A 14,705-nucleotide genomic window follows, 5' to 3' on the forward strand; every position below is an offset into this window, starting at 1 on the left:
ATCATCACCTCTGTTAGCACTCTCAATAAGCGAGTGCTAATTCTATAACAAAAGTATCAAACCACAAGAAAAATGTCAATTATAACTCACCCAAAAAAGCGCCAAAAACTTCATTGCCTAATAATTTCCCCTGATGAGTCAAACAAACGGCTTGCTCTGCATTGTGAATCAGCCCTTTTTCAGAGAGGTCAGTTAATACGCTTGGAAAAAGTTCATCCAAGGAACGACCGTATTTTTCTGCAAATCGTTTTTTGCTGACACCGGCTGTTTTTCTCAAGCCTAAAAACATTTCTTCCTCAATTTGTTCTTCTATTGTCACCTCATGTGTATCTCTGTACGGAAAGCCTTTCTCAGCTACCAGATCAATGTAATGTTTGACAGGTCCGGCATTTACTGTCCGTGTGCCGCTGATATATCCGTGTGCCCCTGCTCCAAAGCCGAAATATTCCTCGTTGCTCCAATACGTCAGATTGTGCTTTGATTCCATACCTGCCTTGGCAAAGTTGCTGATTTCATATTGATGAATGCCGTGAGCTTCCATGCGGCTCATCACCATTTCATACATTTCGGCTTCCTGCTCCTGCGCCGGCAGATGGAGACGGCCTTTTTGCATCAGATTATAAAATACCGTTTTCGGTTCTACAATGAGTGAATACACGGAATAATGCTCGGCACCCAGCGATAAAGCGGTATTTAAAGAATGATCGAGATGCTTGAGGGTTTGGCCCGGAAGCCCGAACATTAAATCAAGACTGATATTGTCAAATCCGATTTCCCGCGCCCTTTCAAAAGAGGCAAATACATCTTTTTGTTTATGCACTCGGCCGATTTTTTCCAACAGATCGTCTTCGAACGTTTGGACACCGAAGCTGAGGCGATTTACGCCTGCTTCTTTTAATATCTTTAGTTTATTTGCGGACAAGTCGTCCGGATTCGCCTCAACAGCAAATTCCGCTAAGGCGCTAGAGGGCTTCAGCACTCGAATGATCATGTCCATCAGCTTTTTAAGCTGTTCCTCAGACAGGGAAGTCGGCGTGCCTCCTCCGATAAAGATCGTTTTGAGGTCAGGCTGTCCTGTTTTTGCAATTGTATTTATCATTTCCTGTTCAAGCCCGTTTAAATACTCGTCTACAGGCTGGCTTTGAATAAAATATTTATTGAAATCGCAGTAGTGGCAAATGTGCTCACAAAATGGGATATGGATATAAGCTGATTTCAATGAATTCACCTTCTTTACAGAAAGAAGCCGCAGTACGGGACTGCGGCGGCTTCTATTGTTTTTTCGGACTGTCGTCCATTTTCAGAACTGCCATGAATGCTTCTTGCGGCACTTCAACTGAGCCGACCTGCTTCATTCGGCGTTTACCTTCTTTTTGTTTTTCAAGAAGTTTCCGTTTACGTGAGATGTCCCCTCCGTAACATTTAGCCAATACGTTTTTACGCATTGCTTTTATGGTGGAGCGGGCCACGATTTTCTGGCCGATTGCGGCTTGTACCGGAACTTCGAACTGCTGGCGCGGAATAAGCTCTTTCAGTTTTTCAACGATCACTTTTCCGCGTTCATATGCGTAATCACGGTGCACGATAAAGGACAGCGCATCGATTTTTTCACCGTTCAGCATAATGTCCATTTTCACAAGCTTAGACGGTTTGTAGCCAATTAGTTCATAATCAAATGACGCATAGCCTTTTGTGCTTGATTTCAGCTGATCAAAAAACTCATATACGATTTCCGCTAACGGCATGTCATAAATAATGCTGACACGGTTCGCGTCTAAATACTGCATATCAATGAAATTGCCGCGCTTGCCTTGGCAAAGCTCCATAACAGCGCCTACGTAGTCATTCGGCACCATCATCGTCGCTTTTACGTACGGCTCCTCAATCCGTTCGATCTTTTGAGGGTCCGGCATGTTGGACGGGTTGTCGACAACGACCTTTTCGCCGTCTGTCATATACACGTCATAGATAACGCTTGGCGCTGTCGTAATCAGGTCGATGTTGAACTCACGCTCAATGCGCTCCTGAATGATTTCCATGTGGAGCATGCCTAAAAATCCGCAGCGGAACCCAAATCCAAGCGCTTGTGAAGTTTCTGCTTCATATTGAAGCGCGGAATCATTCAGCTCTAGTTTTTCTAGAGCTTCCCTTAAATCATTATATTTTGCTGTATCAATTGGATACAATCCGCAGTACACCATCGGGTTGAGCTTGCGGTATCCCGGCAGTGCTTCGTCTGCAGGATTGGCAGCGCTGGTAATTGTATCACCGACACGAGTGTCACCGACATTTTTGATAGAGGCAGTCAGGAAGCCTACATCACCGACCGTCAGTTCATTTGTCGGAGTCGCTTTCGGAGTGAACACGCCGACTTCTGTTACTTCGAATTCTTTGCCGGTTGCCATCATTTTGATTTTTTGTCCCGGCTTTACCGTTCCCTCAACAACTCTGATATACGCTACGACACCGCGATAGGCGTCATAAAGCGAGTCGAAGATCAGCGCTTTGAGAGGCGCCTCCGGATCCCCGGTCGGAGCCGGCACCTTTTCTACGATCTGTTCTAAAATTTCTTCAATCCCGATACCGGCTTTCGCTGAAGCAAGCACGGCTTCTGATGCATCAAGGCCGATGACATCCTCTACCTCTTGGCGCACGCGTTCAGGCTCGGCGCTTGGGAGATCAATTTTATTGATAACCGGAAGTATTTCAAGATCGTTGTCAAGCGCTAAGTAGACATTGGCGAGCGTCTGCGCTTCAATTCCCTGTGCTGCATCCACGACAAGAATCGCCCCTTCACAGGCAGCTAGGCTTCGGGATACTTCGTACGTAAAGTCGACGTGTCCCGGCGTATCAATCAGATGGAAAATATATTCTTCTCCGTCTTTTGCTTTGTATTTAAGCTGAACAGAGTTTAACTTAATGGTTATGCCCCGTTCACGTTCAAGATCCATAGAATCGAGCAATTGTTCTTTCATTTCTCGTTGAGTGATTGCCGACGTTTTTTCTAAAATACGATCCGCTAAGGTCGATTTTCCGTGGTCAATATGGGCAATGATAGAGAAATTCCGTATTCTCGACTGCCTCTCTAAACGCTTTTCTTTATCTGTCACAATCTATCACTCCTACTATTAAACGCAAAATACACTAGCTTAGATTATAACAATAGGAATGTAAAGATTCAATGTAAAACAAGAAAGAGAAAAGTCCCCTGTCATACCTGGGCTGCTTTTCTCTTTCACGCACCTATTGATTCAGATTCCGTATCCATTCATACATCGACTGTGCCGTATTGGTTACGGTGTCCGAAAGCGCTTTTCCGGCTTTTGAGAACATATTGAACGTTTCCACCTGTTCCAGCTCTTTCTGTTTTTCTTCTAAATCTTTCGCCGTAACTGTTTCTCCTAAGATCGAGGCTTCTTTTTCATTATTTTTTCCATCGGTGAGCGTAAACGCCCCCTTAAGTGAAGGGTCATGATAGCCTTTCATACTTAGCATTCCGTTATTCGCCTGCTGCATGCCAAACAGCACGCCTAAAAACATGATCGTGACCAGCAGCAAGCATTTGCCAAAGTAAGCAATCAAATCAACCACCTATTTCTTATTGTTTTTTCGTCTCGCCGCTTTCCGCGTTGACCTTTTCAGCATCCCAGTACATTTCGCTGAAGATGTCCGCGGCTGCGTCAGCCGCACGCTGCAGCTCTTCAAGATTATTATCCACTCCGCCAAATTCGAGCAAAAGCGCTCTGTCGGTTAAATCCTGATTGTAAACACCATTATCGCCCGGCGAGCCTTTTGAAAAGACACCTGTGCTGAGTCCAGGATATTTTTTCTCCATCAGCTTATGAAGCTCGCTTGCAATTTTATAGTTTTCTTCGAAGTTTTTGCTTTTTTTGCCGACGACAAAGGCTACCCTGGCATAAGTTTTCCCTTTAATGGTTGCGGTCGTGTCTTTTTTACGCCGCGAGTCTCTGTGGATGTCAATGATATATTGCAGATTTTTGTTTGAGGCGAGCGCGTCTTTGACGACCGGCCTTGATTCATCATAGGATCTGGCATAGTTTAAGCCTTTTTTGTTCAGTTTTGCCTGTATATCGGTTTTGTTCACTGTGGCTCCGATGCCTTGTGATTCAAGTGCTTTTCCAAACATATCTCCTACCAGCGTGACATTGGCTTTAGAATGGCGCGCCATATCAGGATCGGTCTCGCCTTTTAATAGAGGGAGATATGATTCCGTGTTGTGCGTGTGATAGATAAAGACAACCTTTTTATCTCCTGTTGTTTGTTTCGGCGGATCTTTTTGCGCACTGTCTGATTGTGTTTGCTGTTTTTCAATCTCTGCCAAATTCGCTTCTCTTTCTTCCTCCATCACCTTAGATGGGGGCGGTGATTCCGCCGGCATATTCGTATAATCCGTGCCTTGTCCAGCTAGCAGTATCTCAGTATCAAATTGTGCAAACCCCGGCAGCTCCCGGCCGAGAAAACTTCGCGGATCTTCTAGGTTAATGCTCGTCGCCAGCTTTAAAGAAAGACGCGATAGATGAAATGAGCTGTCGGTTTGGGAAAGGTCAGAGGCGAAATAATGGTTTTCCATCCGCAGCAAGTGTGCAAACACGTCACCCGGCAATTCTTCAGCAATCCCGTAAAAAGAGTCAGACGACGGTCTCAGTTCCGGCCGGAGAGACGTCAGCACACCGGATAGAACAAAAATCACGATAAGGCTTGCGATAAATAGAAAGATGGCTTTTACCGCTTTCCCGCCATTTACCGCAACAACAATTTGTCTGTTTCTGCGTTTATTTCTCATTGAATCCCTCCAGCGCTTGTCTAGTAATTACTCTATGAACAAGCTAGAGGAAGTAGAACAGTTTAGTGATTGTAGGAGCCTTTGTTTTCTTGTGACACTTTTTCATGAAGCGCTGTGTTTAACCCGTTCGCCAGCACATTGGCCATATCGTCGATAAATGAATCAACTTCCTTCGGCGTAACCATTAAATTGTGGCCTAAAGGTGCCAGCACCTCGTGAATGAGCTGCCGTTTTTCATCCTCTTCAAGGGTTCCGACAATGCCGAGGAACGATTGGCGCTCCTTTTGGTCTGGAAGATCTTCTTCAGTGAGCACTTTCTTTTTCCCAAACGTCATACCCGCCGGAACAAGCGATCTTGACGGCCTGTTATCTTTCATTTCCCTGCCAAAATGTTTTAATATGTAGTCTACCGTGTCGCTGGCAATCGTCACCGCGTCAACGACCGTCGGAACACCGATGGCGATCACCGGTACGCCAAGTGTGTCTTCGCTTAAATCTTTCCGTTTATTTCCAACACCAGACCCCGGGTGAATGCCTGTGTCCGATATTTGAATGGTTGTGTTGACCCTTTCTACTGCCCGCGCCGCCAATGCATCAATAGCAATGACAAAATCGGGCTGCGATTGCTCAATCACACCTTTAATAATGTCGCTAGTTTCGATTCCCGTAATCCCCATCACCCCCGGTGCAAATGCACTGACAGGCCTGTAGCCCTCCTGCACGTTTTCCGGCTGCAGCTGAAACAAGTGTCTTGTGACCAAAAGATTTTCTACAGCCATCGGTCCCAGCGCGTCAGGTGTCACGTTCCAGTTGCCGAGCCCGACGATCAAACAGCTCGCATCTTTTGAGATCTTAAGGTTTTCAAGAAAAGCCGAGAATTCCTCCGCAAAAACAGCAGAGACCTTTTCCTGCATTTCCGAATCATTCTCTCTGATTCCTTGCGCCTCAAGCGTTAAATAGCGCCCTTCTTTTTTTCCGGAAAGCTCCGCACCTTCCTTTGTAATATCAACAGTACGGATTTTAATGCCGCCTCGATCCCGTTCTTTTTCAATAAAGCCTTTAATTTCTTTTGCCGGCACAGCCTGCTGATTGGCCATCGCTTCCTTCGTTTCCACTGCCAAATCGGTACGTATCAAATACTGATTAACATCCAGTTCACTCTTTTTCATCAGGGAGCCTCCTTCACATTCAGTACCTCTATTGTTGCCATTTGCTGAATGAATCATGCTAAAAAGAGATCCTTCAATGAAAAATACTTTACATTTATATTGCAATCTAAAGTTGTGTTTGATAGAATACAATTTGTTCTATTGTGAAGAAGATTTAACCTTAAGACACTGTGCTACAGGTTGTATCTTAGGAGGTGAAACACATGCCAAACATTAAATCAGCGATTAAACGTACAAAAACAAACAACGAACGCCGCGCTCATAACGCGACAATCAAATCTGCTATGCGTACTGCAATCAAACAAGTTGAAGCTTCTGTTGCAAACAACGAAGCTGACAAAGCGAAAACTGCTCTTACTGAAGCAGCTAAACGTATTGATAAAGCAGTGAAAACAGGTCTTGTACACAAAAATACCGGTGCTCGATACAAATCAAGACTGGCTAAAAAAGTGAACGGACTTTCTGCATAATATAAAAACGATCCTCAATATTGGGGATCGTTTTTTTCATTTCTCTTTAACAGCTGTAAAAGAAACAGTTCGAGCAGGAGCTGCTTGTCCTTTTTCCCGGTTTTCATCTCATAGTCCATCACGGCAAGCTGTTCAACAATTGACCGAAGCTCCGCCTCTGAAAAAAGCCTTGCTTGATCCATCGCCAGTTTGACCCGAAACGGGTGAACTTTTAAGTTAGAAGCGATTTGCTTCTGTCCGTATCCTTGTTCCGCGAAGTATTTTGTCTGCAGAATCAGCCGGAACTGGTTCGAAATAAGCGCCATGATTTTGATCGGTTCTTCATTTTGTTTGAGCAAATCATAAAAAATTTGAAGGCTTTCCGTTCGTTTGCGGTTGACGATTTTATTGATCAGCTCAAAAATATTTTGTTCCAGGCTTCTCGCGACAAGCATTTTCACATCATCAAGCGTAATTTCTTCACGGTCTCCAATAAACGTGCAGAGCTTTTGAATCTCTTGAAAAATCGATGACAGATGTCCATTCACAAGCAGAACCAAATGCTCCGCCGCTTCAGTGCCGATTGTTTTCTGCTCGGTTTTTGCAAGGTTCATAGTAAAATCTGTTGTCTCTTTTGCGTTTAATTCCTTTGCCTCCATCATAAACGCATGTTTCTTTAGCGCTTTCGTCAGTTTTTTCCGCTCATCCAGCTTTTCATACGGGGCAAGCAGGACAAAGACCGTGTAAGGCGCAGGCGATTGTATATATGACTCAAGTGCACTGACATTGTGCTCAATTTTTTCTTTTTTCTTTTCACCTGTTAAAAAATATGGGTTTTTCACAATAACAAGACGCCGCTCCCCCATAAACGGAAACGTTTCAGCATCAGCAATCGCTTGGTCCAGCGGGTCCTCTTCCAAATCAAAAACGGATAGATTGAAATCCTTTGCCTCCTGATCAATGACCGTCTGTCTGATCCTGCTGACGGTTTCTTGCAGCAGATACGTCTCTTTTCCGAATAAGCAATAAACCGGATGGACATCTCCTTTTTTCAGGCTTTTCCACACATCAAATACCATTGTTGTACGACTTCCTCTCTTTCATCATCCCCTTCTATCCTAAATTGAGTTTGCAAAATAGTAAAGAGGAAGCCTGACTGCTGCTTCCCCATTTATATTAAACGCCTGTTCGCAAGCCCCCGGGACAGCTTGTAAAAAGGCGATAATCACCAGAACAGAAAACGTTACCTTCGCTTCTAGATTTTTCAAAACAATTCCATTATACTTAAATCAGTCAGGAGGGATAAAGTTGAATGATTTTGAAAAAAACGTTCAAAGCAAACGAAATGATGCTGTAGATTCAGCTGTTGGTTTTGTTGTGTCCTTCGGATTTTTCGCCTTCTTGTTTGTCATGGCAACGGTTATTCACCTGGTTGGTTCATAACAGCGACTGCCCGGGCTGCTGATTTCTCGGCAGTCTTTTTTAGTTCGTCTCCGTTATATCTGATGTATCATATGGAGGATAGACAGAAAAGGTTCCATCTCTGTTTTTATATCTATACTGAATCGTTCCGTTTTGATCAGTGCGCAGCACGCGGATGGAATGTTTCTGTAATATTTGCAAAACTTCTTGATGAGGGTGATGGTACCGATTGTTTTCCCCTGCTGAGATAATTGCCGTTTTCGGCTGAAGCTGTTTGATGAATTCCTCACCTGTAGAGCCTTTGCTCCCATGGTGCCCCACCTTTAACACGTCTGCTTTTATATTCGGAAACATGTTCATCACCTCTTGTTCTCCTTCTTTCTCGAGATCACCTGTTAAGATCCAGCTCATCCCGCCCGTTTTCATCCACAGAACGAGAGAAGAATTATTTTTGCTAGCCGGATCAGGCGTTTCCGGCGACAGTACATGAAACTGCAAATCCTTGATTTGCAGTACATCGCCTCGCTCCACCTCTTCAATTTCCACTCCTTCTCTTCTGGCAGTCTGCAGCACTTTCTCGTCTTTAGGTTCAGAAACGAACCCTTTCGGAATGACAAGGTGCTTCACTTTTTGATGCTTCAGCAGAGTCTCCGCCTCTCCGATATGATCTTGGTCAGCGTGCGTCAAAATTAAAGCATCAAGCTGTTTGATCCCCTTGGCGGTTAAAAACGGAATCAGCACTTTTTCCCCGAGAGAAAACGGATGCTGCTTTTCCCGCCAAGACTCAGACGAGTAAGACAAGGTGCCGCCAGTATCAATTAAGACATGGCCCTGCTGATGCGGGGCGCCAACATACATGCTGTCACCCTGGCCGATGTCAATCATATCGACTTCTCCTTCGGAACTAAGACGCGGATACATCAAGAGAAGGCAGAGCACCGCACAGTACATACCCCCAGTTACCGCCAGCTGCCAAAAGGAACGCTTTTCAATCGACATAAGCAATAGAATGATCGTGGCCGTGAATAGAAAAAGCAGAGCAGGTGCAGGATGTGCAATGAGAACCGTGAATACATCAATATCTGCAATTGTTGTGATCAGCCTGTTGGTCCAGCTCATCAAGAAATCAAACCAACTGAAGAAAAATCGACCTGCCGAAGCGGAAAGGCTTAATAGAAGAACACCCGCTACAGCCCCCGGCAAAATACAGAACGTATAAAAAGGAACCATCAGCATATTCATCGGTATGCTGATGATAGAAAACTGATGAAAATGATACAGGAGAATCGGAAGCGAGCCCAGCTGAGCGATGAGTGATACCATTGTCAGCTGACCCAGAGAGGTTTTAACCTGCTGAAAAATAGAAGAAGAAAGAATTAAAGAATAACTGACGGCGAACGACAGCTGAAAACCGGCTTCAAAGAGATGGTAAGGATTGAAGAGCAAGAGTACGATGTATGAAAGACAGATTGCACCGGCAGAGTGTATCCGCCATTTGACGAGACTTCCAGCTAAGTATATCCCAGACATCAGAGCGGCGCGAAGCACTGAAGGAGCAGCGCCTGTCAACATCACATAGAGCGGCAGAAAAAAGAGCAAGAGGATTGACGCCTTCTCTCTAGTTATACCAAGACGGATCATGATATAAAACAATGCGGCTGTCAAAATGCCGACGTGGAGTCCTGAAATCGCCAAGAGATGGACGACACCAAGCTTTTGATACGCATTAAGCACTTCGTCTTCCACATAAAATCTGTCACCGACTGTAAGTGCCTGTACAATTCCTGCCGAATCAGGAGGCAGCAGGCCGTTTGTGAATGATACGATATATTTTCTCAAACTGAGCAGCTTATACTTGAAATGTGAAGGTTTGCTGCAGTTTTGGATTGATGTGACAGAGTAGTTCCAGTGAATATGCTGCCTGTACAGATACTCTTTATAATCAAATGTGCCGGGCACGGTAGCATGTTTAGGTTCTTCCAATGCGCCAGTCAATTCACATGCCATTCCGGGTTCTATATATGACAGCTGATCTTTTTCATCAGGAGACTGAATGCGATACGAAGCAGCCCATTTTTCGCCATCAGGCGTCTTAGTAATCATAGATATACGATCACCGTCAATTTTAGGAATACTGTCAATCACCGCCTTTAATTGATAGGTGCCCTTCTGATATAAAGAGACATTCTGGGAATCTGTGACTGCATACAGTGCAAAAAACAATATAAAAGAGAAGAAACAAACATAAATGAGAAAAACGTGTCTCGTTTTAATGGATATGATGAGGAGAAAGAGGAAGAAGAGAAAAACAACGGGGAAATAAGCGGCGGCAGTAATTCCAGCAGTTGCAGAAGCTGCCGCCAAAGGCAATATCAAACGCGAATGACGCATGAATCACACATAGCTCGTGAAAAGTTTATTCGCCTGCTCATGTATCTTTTTCAAATCTTCCTCTGCAAGACCTGCATCTGCTAGCTTCTCTAAAAGCCCAGCTACAAATGAAAGCTTTTCCCTGTTTTTCAGATCAACGATCATTTCATCGAGTTCAACCTGTTCAACAGTTACACCCGCCTGTTCAAATAATTCCTGCGCATACGGATGTGTTTTGTAATCCTCCGCATAGTAAACTGTTTTGATACCAGCTTGAATGATAGATTTACAGCATTGAATGCAAGGGTAATGCGTCACATAAATCTCCGCTCCATCAGTCGGCACTCCGAACTTAGAGCATTGGAGAAGGGCATTCATTTCAGCGTGAATTGTTCTTGCACAATGATCATCTATCATCAGGCATCCTTCGTCTGCGCAATGCACGCCGCCCGCGATTGACCCGTTATAGCCTCCCGCTATCATGCGTTTGTCTCTGACTATAGTAGCGCCGACAGACAATCTCGGGCAGGTGCTGCGCAGCGCCAGTAAATGGCTTTGAGCCATAAAGTATTGATTCCATGAAATTCGTTCCACTTTGTTCCCTCCAAATGTTGTGTTGCCTGACCTTTAGTTTACCTATCATTACACATGACCGTCAAATCACTTTACTGTAATGGAAGACTTTATTTTTTCAAATGACTTTTCACCTATTCCTGAAACCTTAGTGATATCTTCAATTGTCTGGAAACGCCCGTTTTCTTCCCGGTATGCAATAATGGCTTCAGCTTTTGATGGCCCGACCCCTGAGATGCCTTGTAATTCCTCTAAGGTTGCTGTATTGATATTTACCAGAGATCCCTTCCCCCCATCACTTTTGACTGCGCCTCCGGTTCCTTGGGACACCGCTGACTCCTCTCCCTTTTTCGGGATATACACCACTGTCCCGTCCTGCAGCAGCTCCGCCAAATTCACTTGCATGTCGTCTGCTTGTTCACTGGTCCCGCCCGCTTTCTCAATTGCCTGAGATACTCTGTCTCCTGTTCGCATTTCATAAACGCCTGGATGCTTGACTGCACCTTTGATGTCAATCACAATTGTTTCGTTTGACTCATCTTTTACTGCTTCCTGCTTTACCTCCGGTTTTTTTGTCTCAGTTGAAACAGCCTGCTTCACCGGCTCTTTGTTTTTTTCGCTGGCAAGGATGAAAATAAACGCTGCGAAAACAGCTGCAGTAGCTGCTAAAATAATCGCTTTTTTATGCTGATTCAACCAAATCATCGTGCATGTTCCCCGCTTTCGTCATATTTTATTGTCATCACACATATGGTTTAGAGGATATAGCTCAAAGGAGGGGAAACCAGTGAAGATAGGCTTTATCGGCACAGGAAATATGGGTACGATCCTTATAGAATCATTTATCGAGTCAAAAGCAGCCGATCCCTCAAATATAACAATCACAAACCGCACAATTGATAAAGCATTGCGCATAAAAAAACGCTACAACAGCATAAACGTAACAGAAAGTCTGGAAAAGCTTGTTTCTGAAAACGAAATGATTTTTATTTGTGTTAAGCCGCTGGATATATATCCTTTATTAGCAAGAGCGGTGCCTTATTTAAGAAAGGATCATATCCTCATTTCCATTACAAGCCCAGTACAAACTGAACAGCTTGAACAGTATGTGCCGTGCCAAGTGGCGCGAGTGATTCCAAGTATAACGAACAGGGCGCTTGCAGGTGTTTCTCTTGTCACTTTCGGCACAAGCTGCGGAGAAACGGCAAAAACGAAAATCAATGAGCTGATGGAGCACATCTCTCATCCGCTGCAAATTGAAAGTGATATCACGCGGGTGGCATCAGATATCGTAAGCTGCGGTCCCGCTTTTATGAGCTATCTGATTCAGCGGTTTATTGATGCGGCCGTGTCAGAAACGTCAGTGTCTAAACAGGACGCTATTCTGATGTGTAAGGAAATGCTGGTCGGAATGGGAAAACTGTTAGAAACCGAATTGTATACCCTGCCTGCATTACAGGAAAAGGTTTGCGTTAAAGGCGGTGTGACAGGAGAAGGCATTAAAGCGCTTGAAAGCGGTGTACAGGATATGTTTCACCGGGTATTTCAAAATACCCATTTGAAGTACGAGGAGGATATTTCAGCAGTGAAAAAGCAATTTCATGTGTAGGCGAGTATGTCATACTTTTTTCTGTCCTGCAAAAGCACAAAAAAGCATTTTAAAAAACCATCGTCTTAGGAAACGATGGTTTTTGATTTCTGCGCCTTGAAAAACAGGCGTTCTGATTGTGCTGATGGCTCTGAATCCGTAAAATCAGCTGTCACGCGATGAAGCTGAAAGCCGCAGCTCTTCAGCATTTCTTCGTATTCCCCCACTGAGAACGTTCTTTGCTCGTGCGTCTCATCAAAACGGTCATACGCTTCTCCGTTCCACACAAAAAACGACATGTCATGAATGACAGATAGCCCTTCACTTCCCGCAAAGCTCTGCCAAATATAGCTGATATCTTCGTCCTGGTCAGCAAATGTGCTATCTGGAAAAACCTCAGCAATTTTATATGATGAATGAACATCAAACAGCAAAATGCCTTCAGGCTTCAATACCCTAAATACACTTTTAAAGGTTTCGATGACATCATTTTTCGTTTTTAAATAATTTAATGAGTCGCAGCATATTGCAACAGCATCAAACTGGCCCTCAAAGCCGCTAATCTCACGCATATCCTGCTGAAGAAAAAGAATCGGCTGGTTACTAGAGACCTTTTGCTGGGCATAAGAAAGCATTTCCTCACTGAGATCGATGCCGGTGACCTCGAAGCCTTTCTCGGCAAGCCGGATTGAGATTTCTCCCGTGCCGCATGCCAAATCAAGGATACTGCCTTTTTCCGGGAGAGATGCTTCAATCCACTTTGTCCATTGATCGTAAGGTGCGTGTGACATTAACTCGTCATACACGCTTGCAAAACCTTGATAAATCATTGATTCATTCCAAGCTCAAGATCTGCGAGCGGAGCGTCTCCCCACAGCTTTTCGAGGTTGTAATAGCTTCTTTCATCCTTGTGGAAGACATGGACAATCACATCACCAAGGTCAACGAGCACCCATCTTGCTTCATCGAAGCCCTCCATCTTTTTGACTTGAATGCCGTTTTCTTCAGCCTGATCCTTTATTTCACGAGCAATCGCCTGCACCTGTTTATCTGAATTCCCGTGGCAGATCAGAAAATAATCAGCAACTAGAGAAATGCCTTCCATATCCAGTGCTAAAATATCCTCTGCCCGTTTATCATCGCAAGCCGCAGCTGCAATCTTTAAAATGGACTTTTGGTTCATTCACAAACTCCTCCTGTTCAGTTGCCAGACACAAGCCAGTTATACGTTAAAAACGTGTCTGGAAAAACCGGTTGATTTTTTTTCATAAGAAATATCATTGTATTTTTGATGGATTGAATCAGCGCTTGATTCAAATCTGTCTCAGCAAGCTTACGTACCTCATCGACACCGGGAAAGGCCCGGTTAGGCTCAATATAATCAGCAACGTAAATGACTTTTTCTAAGAGTGTCATGCCGGGGCGCCCAGAGGTATGATACCTGATGGCGTCAAGAATGTCTTCATCTTGGATCCCCGCTTCTCTTTGGACTAAATATGCGCCGACCGGAGCGTGCCACAGCTCCGGATTATGATCCAATAGATGCGAAGGCATTTTTTCGCGCGCAATAATTTGTTTCATTTCTTCTTTCGGGCGGAATTTAGCGTAATCATGAAAGATAGCCGCTGTTTCTGCTTTTTTGGAGTCGGCTCCAAAACGCTCCGCTAGTTCGATCGCCGTGTTCATCACGCCAATTGTGTGGATATATCGGTGTTCGGTCAATTGCTGCTTAACGCAGGCAAGTGCCTCCTCACGATTCATATAAACCATTCTCCTCTACATACTTCTTCACTTTATCAGGGATTAAGTAGTCAGTGGGCTTCTTGCTTTTGAACCGTTCCCTTATCATAGTAGATGATACCTCAAACTCCGGAACGTCTGCAAAGAGAAGCGGATAAGGGGTTTCAATATGAAAACCGGGGCGCTTTACTCCAATAAATTGAATGAGGTTCAGCAGCTCGTCCAGCTTATACCATTTCGGCAAATATTCAATCATATCAGCACCAATAATAAAGAACAGCTGATCATTAGGATAACGCTGCTTCAGTAAAGAAACAGTATCAAAGGTATATGAAGGCCCTTCTCTTTCCATTTCAGCCAGCTCCAGCTTAAAGGACGGATTAGACTGTATCGCAAGCTTCAGCATTTCCACACGATGAAAGCTGTCCGTATAGTCTTCGTCCTGTTTATGCGGCGGAATTTGATTGGGCATAAACCAAATTTCATCAAGCCCCGCCTGATACAGCACCTCATTGGCCATTAAGAGGTGACCGTTATGCGGAGGATCAAACGTGCCTCCGAAAATTCCGATTTTCTTCATTTCAACCACC

Annotated in this window: 17 protein-coding genes; 3 read left to right on the forward strand and 14 right to left on the reverse strand. The window is 44.4% G+C overall.

The window, feature by feature from the left end; all coding sequences use genetic code 11:
* Positions 1 to 79: 79 nt before the first annotated feature.
* From hemW to gpr, 5 genes are all read right to left on the reverse strand, one after another.
* Positions 80 to 1,219, reverse strand: coding sequence for a radical SAM family heme chaperone HemW (gene hemW, locus MOB98_RS15285; RefSeq protein WP_268367179.1), 1,140 nt, complete (start codon positions 1,217 to 1,219; stop codon positions 80 to 82).
* Between the two features lie 52 nt (positions 1,220 to 1,271).
* Positions 1,272 to 3,110 (reverse strand): translation elongation factor 4, encoded by a 1,839-nt coding sequence (gene lepA, locus MOB98_RS15290; protein WP_003237100.1) that lies wholly within the window; start codon positions 3,108 to 3,110, stop codon positions 1,272 to 1,274.
* Positions 3,111 to 3,243: 133 nt separating this feature from the next.
* Entirely contained in the window at positions 3,244 to 3,582 is a 339-nt protein-coding gene (locus MOB98_RS15295) for a YqxA family protein (protein WP_268273889.1), read from the reverse strand.
* A gap of 16 nt (positions 3,583 to 3,598) precedes the next feature.
* On the reverse strand, positions 3,599 to 4,804 hold the full coding sequence (spoIIP, locus tag MOB98_RS15300; RefSeq protein ID WP_268361212.1) for a spore autolysin SpoIIP: 1,206 nt from the start codon (positions 4,802 to 4,804) through the stop codon (positions 3,599 to 3,601).
* A 62-nt stretch (positions 4,805 to 4,866) separates the two neighbouring features.
* On the reverse strand, positions 4,867 to 5,973 hold the full coding sequence (gene gpr, locus MOB98_RS15305; RefSeq protein WP_268361213.1) for a GPR endopeptidase: 1,107 nt from the start codon (positions 5,971 to 5,973) through the stop codon (positions 4,867 to 4,869).
* A 203-nt stretch (positions 5,974 to 6,176) separates the two neighbouring features.
* Between gpr and rpsT the strand changes: the two genes are divergently transcribed.
* Entirely contained in the window at positions 6,177 to 6,443 is a 267-nt protein-coding gene (gene rpsT, locus MOB98_RS15310) for a 30S ribosomal protein S20 (RefSeq protein WP_010330723.1), read from the forward strand.
* A 14-nt stretch (positions 6,444 to 6,457) separates the two neighbouring features.
* Here the strand turns inward: rpsT and holA are convergent, their stop codons facing one another.
* Together holA and MOB98_RS15320 are read right to left on the reverse strand one after the other, a co-directional pair.
* The gene (holA, locus tag MOB98_RS15315; RefSeq protein WP_268361214.1) at positions 6,458 to 7,501 is read right to left on the reverse strand and encodes a DNA polymerase III subunit delta; all 1,044 of its coding nucleotides are present in this window, start codon (positions 7,499 to 7,501) and stop codon (positions 6,458 to 6,460) included.
* Between the two features lie 39 nt (positions 7,502 to 7,540).
* The gene (locus MOB98_RS15320; RefSeq protein ID WP_003229985.1) at positions 7,541 to 7,690 is read right to left on the reverse strand and encodes a hypothetical protein; all 150 of its coding nucleotides are present in this window, start codon (positions 7,688 to 7,690) and stop codon (positions 7,541 to 7,543) included.
* Between the two features lie 40 nt (positions 7,691 to 7,730).
* Between MOB98_RS15320 and MOB98_RS15325 the strand changes: the two genes are divergently transcribed.
* The gene (locus MOB98_RS15325) at positions 7,731 to 7,865 is read left to right on the forward strand and encodes a YqzM family protein (protein WP_003229983.1); all 135 of its coding nucleotides are present in this window, start codon (positions 7,731 to 7,733) and stop codon (positions 7,863 to 7,865) included.
* Between the two features lie 39 nt (positions 7,866 to 7,904).
* Here the strand turns inward: MOB98_RS15325 and MOB98_RS15330 are convergent, their stop codons facing one another.
* The 3 genes from MOB98_RS15330 to MOB98_RS15340 all read right to left on the reverse strand — a co-directional run bounded on the left by MOB98_RS15330 (position 7,905) and on the right by MOB98_RS15340 (position 11,492).
* Positions 7,905 to 10,235 carry a DNA internalization-related competence protein ComEC/Rec2 gene (locus MOB98_RS15330; protein ID WP_268361215.1) on the reverse strand — a complete coding sequence of 777 codons (2,331 nt, stop codon included), beginning with the start codon at positions 10,233 to 10,235 and terminating at the stop codon, positions 7,905 to 7,907.
* 3 nt (positions 10,236 to 10,238) lie between these two features.
* Entirely contained in the window at positions 10,239 to 10,808 is a 570-nt protein-coding gene (locus tag MOB98_RS15335; RefSeq protein ID WP_268361217.1) for a ComE operon protein 2, read from the reverse strand.
* Positions 10,809 to 10,874: 66 nt separating this feature from the next.
* A complete protein-coding gene (locus MOB98_RS15340) occupies positions 10,875 to 11,492 on the reverse strand; it encodes a helix-hairpin-helix domain-containing protein (protein ID WP_268361218.1) in 618 nt (205 codons plus the stop codon).
* A gap of 82 nt (positions 11,493 to 11,574) precedes the next feature.
* On the opposite strand from MOB98_RS15340, the gene comER reads away from it, so the two are divergent.
* Complete coding sequence (gene comER, locus MOB98_RS15345) at positions 11,575 to 12,396, forward strand: late competence protein ComER (protein WP_268361220.1); 822 nt, start codon at positions 11,575 to 11,577, stop codon at positions 12,394 to 12,396.
* Positions 12,397 to 12,461: 65 nt separating this feature from the next.
* On the opposite strand, the gene MOB98_RS15350 is transcribed toward comER, so the two are convergent.
* The 4 genes from MOB98_RS15350 to MOB98_RS15365 are packed head-to-tail and all read right to left on the reverse strand — an operon-like array spanning position 12,462 to position 14,695.
* Positions 12,462 to 13,205: a class I SAM-dependent methyltransferase gene (locus tag MOB98_RS15350; protein ID WP_268361221.1), complete on the reverse strand. Its 744-nt coding sequence runs from the start codon at positions 13,203 to 13,205 to the stop codon at positions 12,462 to 12,464.
* Entirely contained in the window at positions 13,202 to 13,558 is a 357-nt protein-coding gene (rsfS, locus tag MOB98_RS15355; protein ID WP_003237112.1) for a ribosome silencing factor, read from the reverse strand. Before rsfS ends, MOB98_RS15350 begins: the two co-directional genes overlap by 4 nt.
* 17 nt (positions 13,559 to 13,575) lie before the next feature.
* Complete coding sequence (yqeK, locus tag MOB98_RS15360) at positions 13,576 to 14,136, reverse strand: bis(5'-nucleosyl)-tetraphosphatase (symmetrical) YqeK (protein ID WP_268361222.1); 561 nt, start codon at positions 14,134 to 14,136, stop codon at positions 13,576 to 13,578.
* Complete coding sequence (locus MOB98_RS15365; protein WP_003226135.1) at positions 14,126 to 14,695, reverse strand: nicotinate-nucleotide adenylyltransferase; 570 nt, start codon at positions 14,693 to 14,695, stop codon at positions 14,126 to 14,128. Before MOB98_RS15365 ends, yqeK begins: the two co-directional genes overlap by 11 nt.
* Positions 14,696 to 14,705 lie beyond the last annotated feature (10 nt).

Source organism: Bacillus sp. N13C7 (assembly GCF_026790065.1).
Lineage (GTDB): Bacteria > Bacillota > Bacilli > Bacillales > Bacillaceae > Bacillus.

Coding starts and splice junctions, on each gene's coding strand:
- spoIIP (WP_268361212.1), bottom strand. CDS start 4,804: ATGAGAAATAAACGCAGAAACAGACAAATTGTTGTTGCGGTAAATGGC.
- gpr (WP_268361213.1), bottom strand. CDS start 5,973: ATGAAAAAGAGTGAACTGGATGTTAATCAGTATTTGATACGTACCGAT.
- rpsT (WP_010330723.1), top strand. CDS start 6,177: ATGCCAAACATTAAATCAGCGATTAAACGTACAAAAACAAACAACGAA.
- holA (WP_268361214.1), bottom strand. CDS start 7,501: ATGGTATTTGATGTGTGGAAAAGCCTGAAAAAAGGAGATGTCCATCCG.
- MOB98_RS15330 (WP_268361215.1), bottom strand. CDS start 10,235: ATGCGTCATTCGCGTTTGATATTGCCTTTGGCGGCAGCTTCTGCAACT.
- MOB98_RS15340 (WP_268361218.1), bottom strand. CDS start 11,492: ATGATTTGGTTGAATCAGCATAAAAAAGCGATTATTTTAGCAGCTACT.
- MOB98_RS15350 (WP_268361221.1), bottom strand. CDS start 13,205: ATGATTTATCAAGGTTTTGCAAGCGTGTATGACGAGTTAATGTCACAC.
- rsfS (WP_003237112.1), bottom strand. CDS start 13,558: ATGAACCAAAAGTCCATTTTAAAGATTGCAGCTGCGGCTTGCGATGAT.
- yqeK (WP_268361222.1), bottom strand. CDS start 14,136: ATGAATCGTGAGGAGGCACTTGCCTGCGTTAAGCAGCAATTGACCGAA.
- MOB98_RS15365 (WP_003226135.1), bottom strand. CDS start 14,695: ATGAAGAAAATCGGAATTTTCGGAGGCACGTTTGATCCTCCGCATAAC.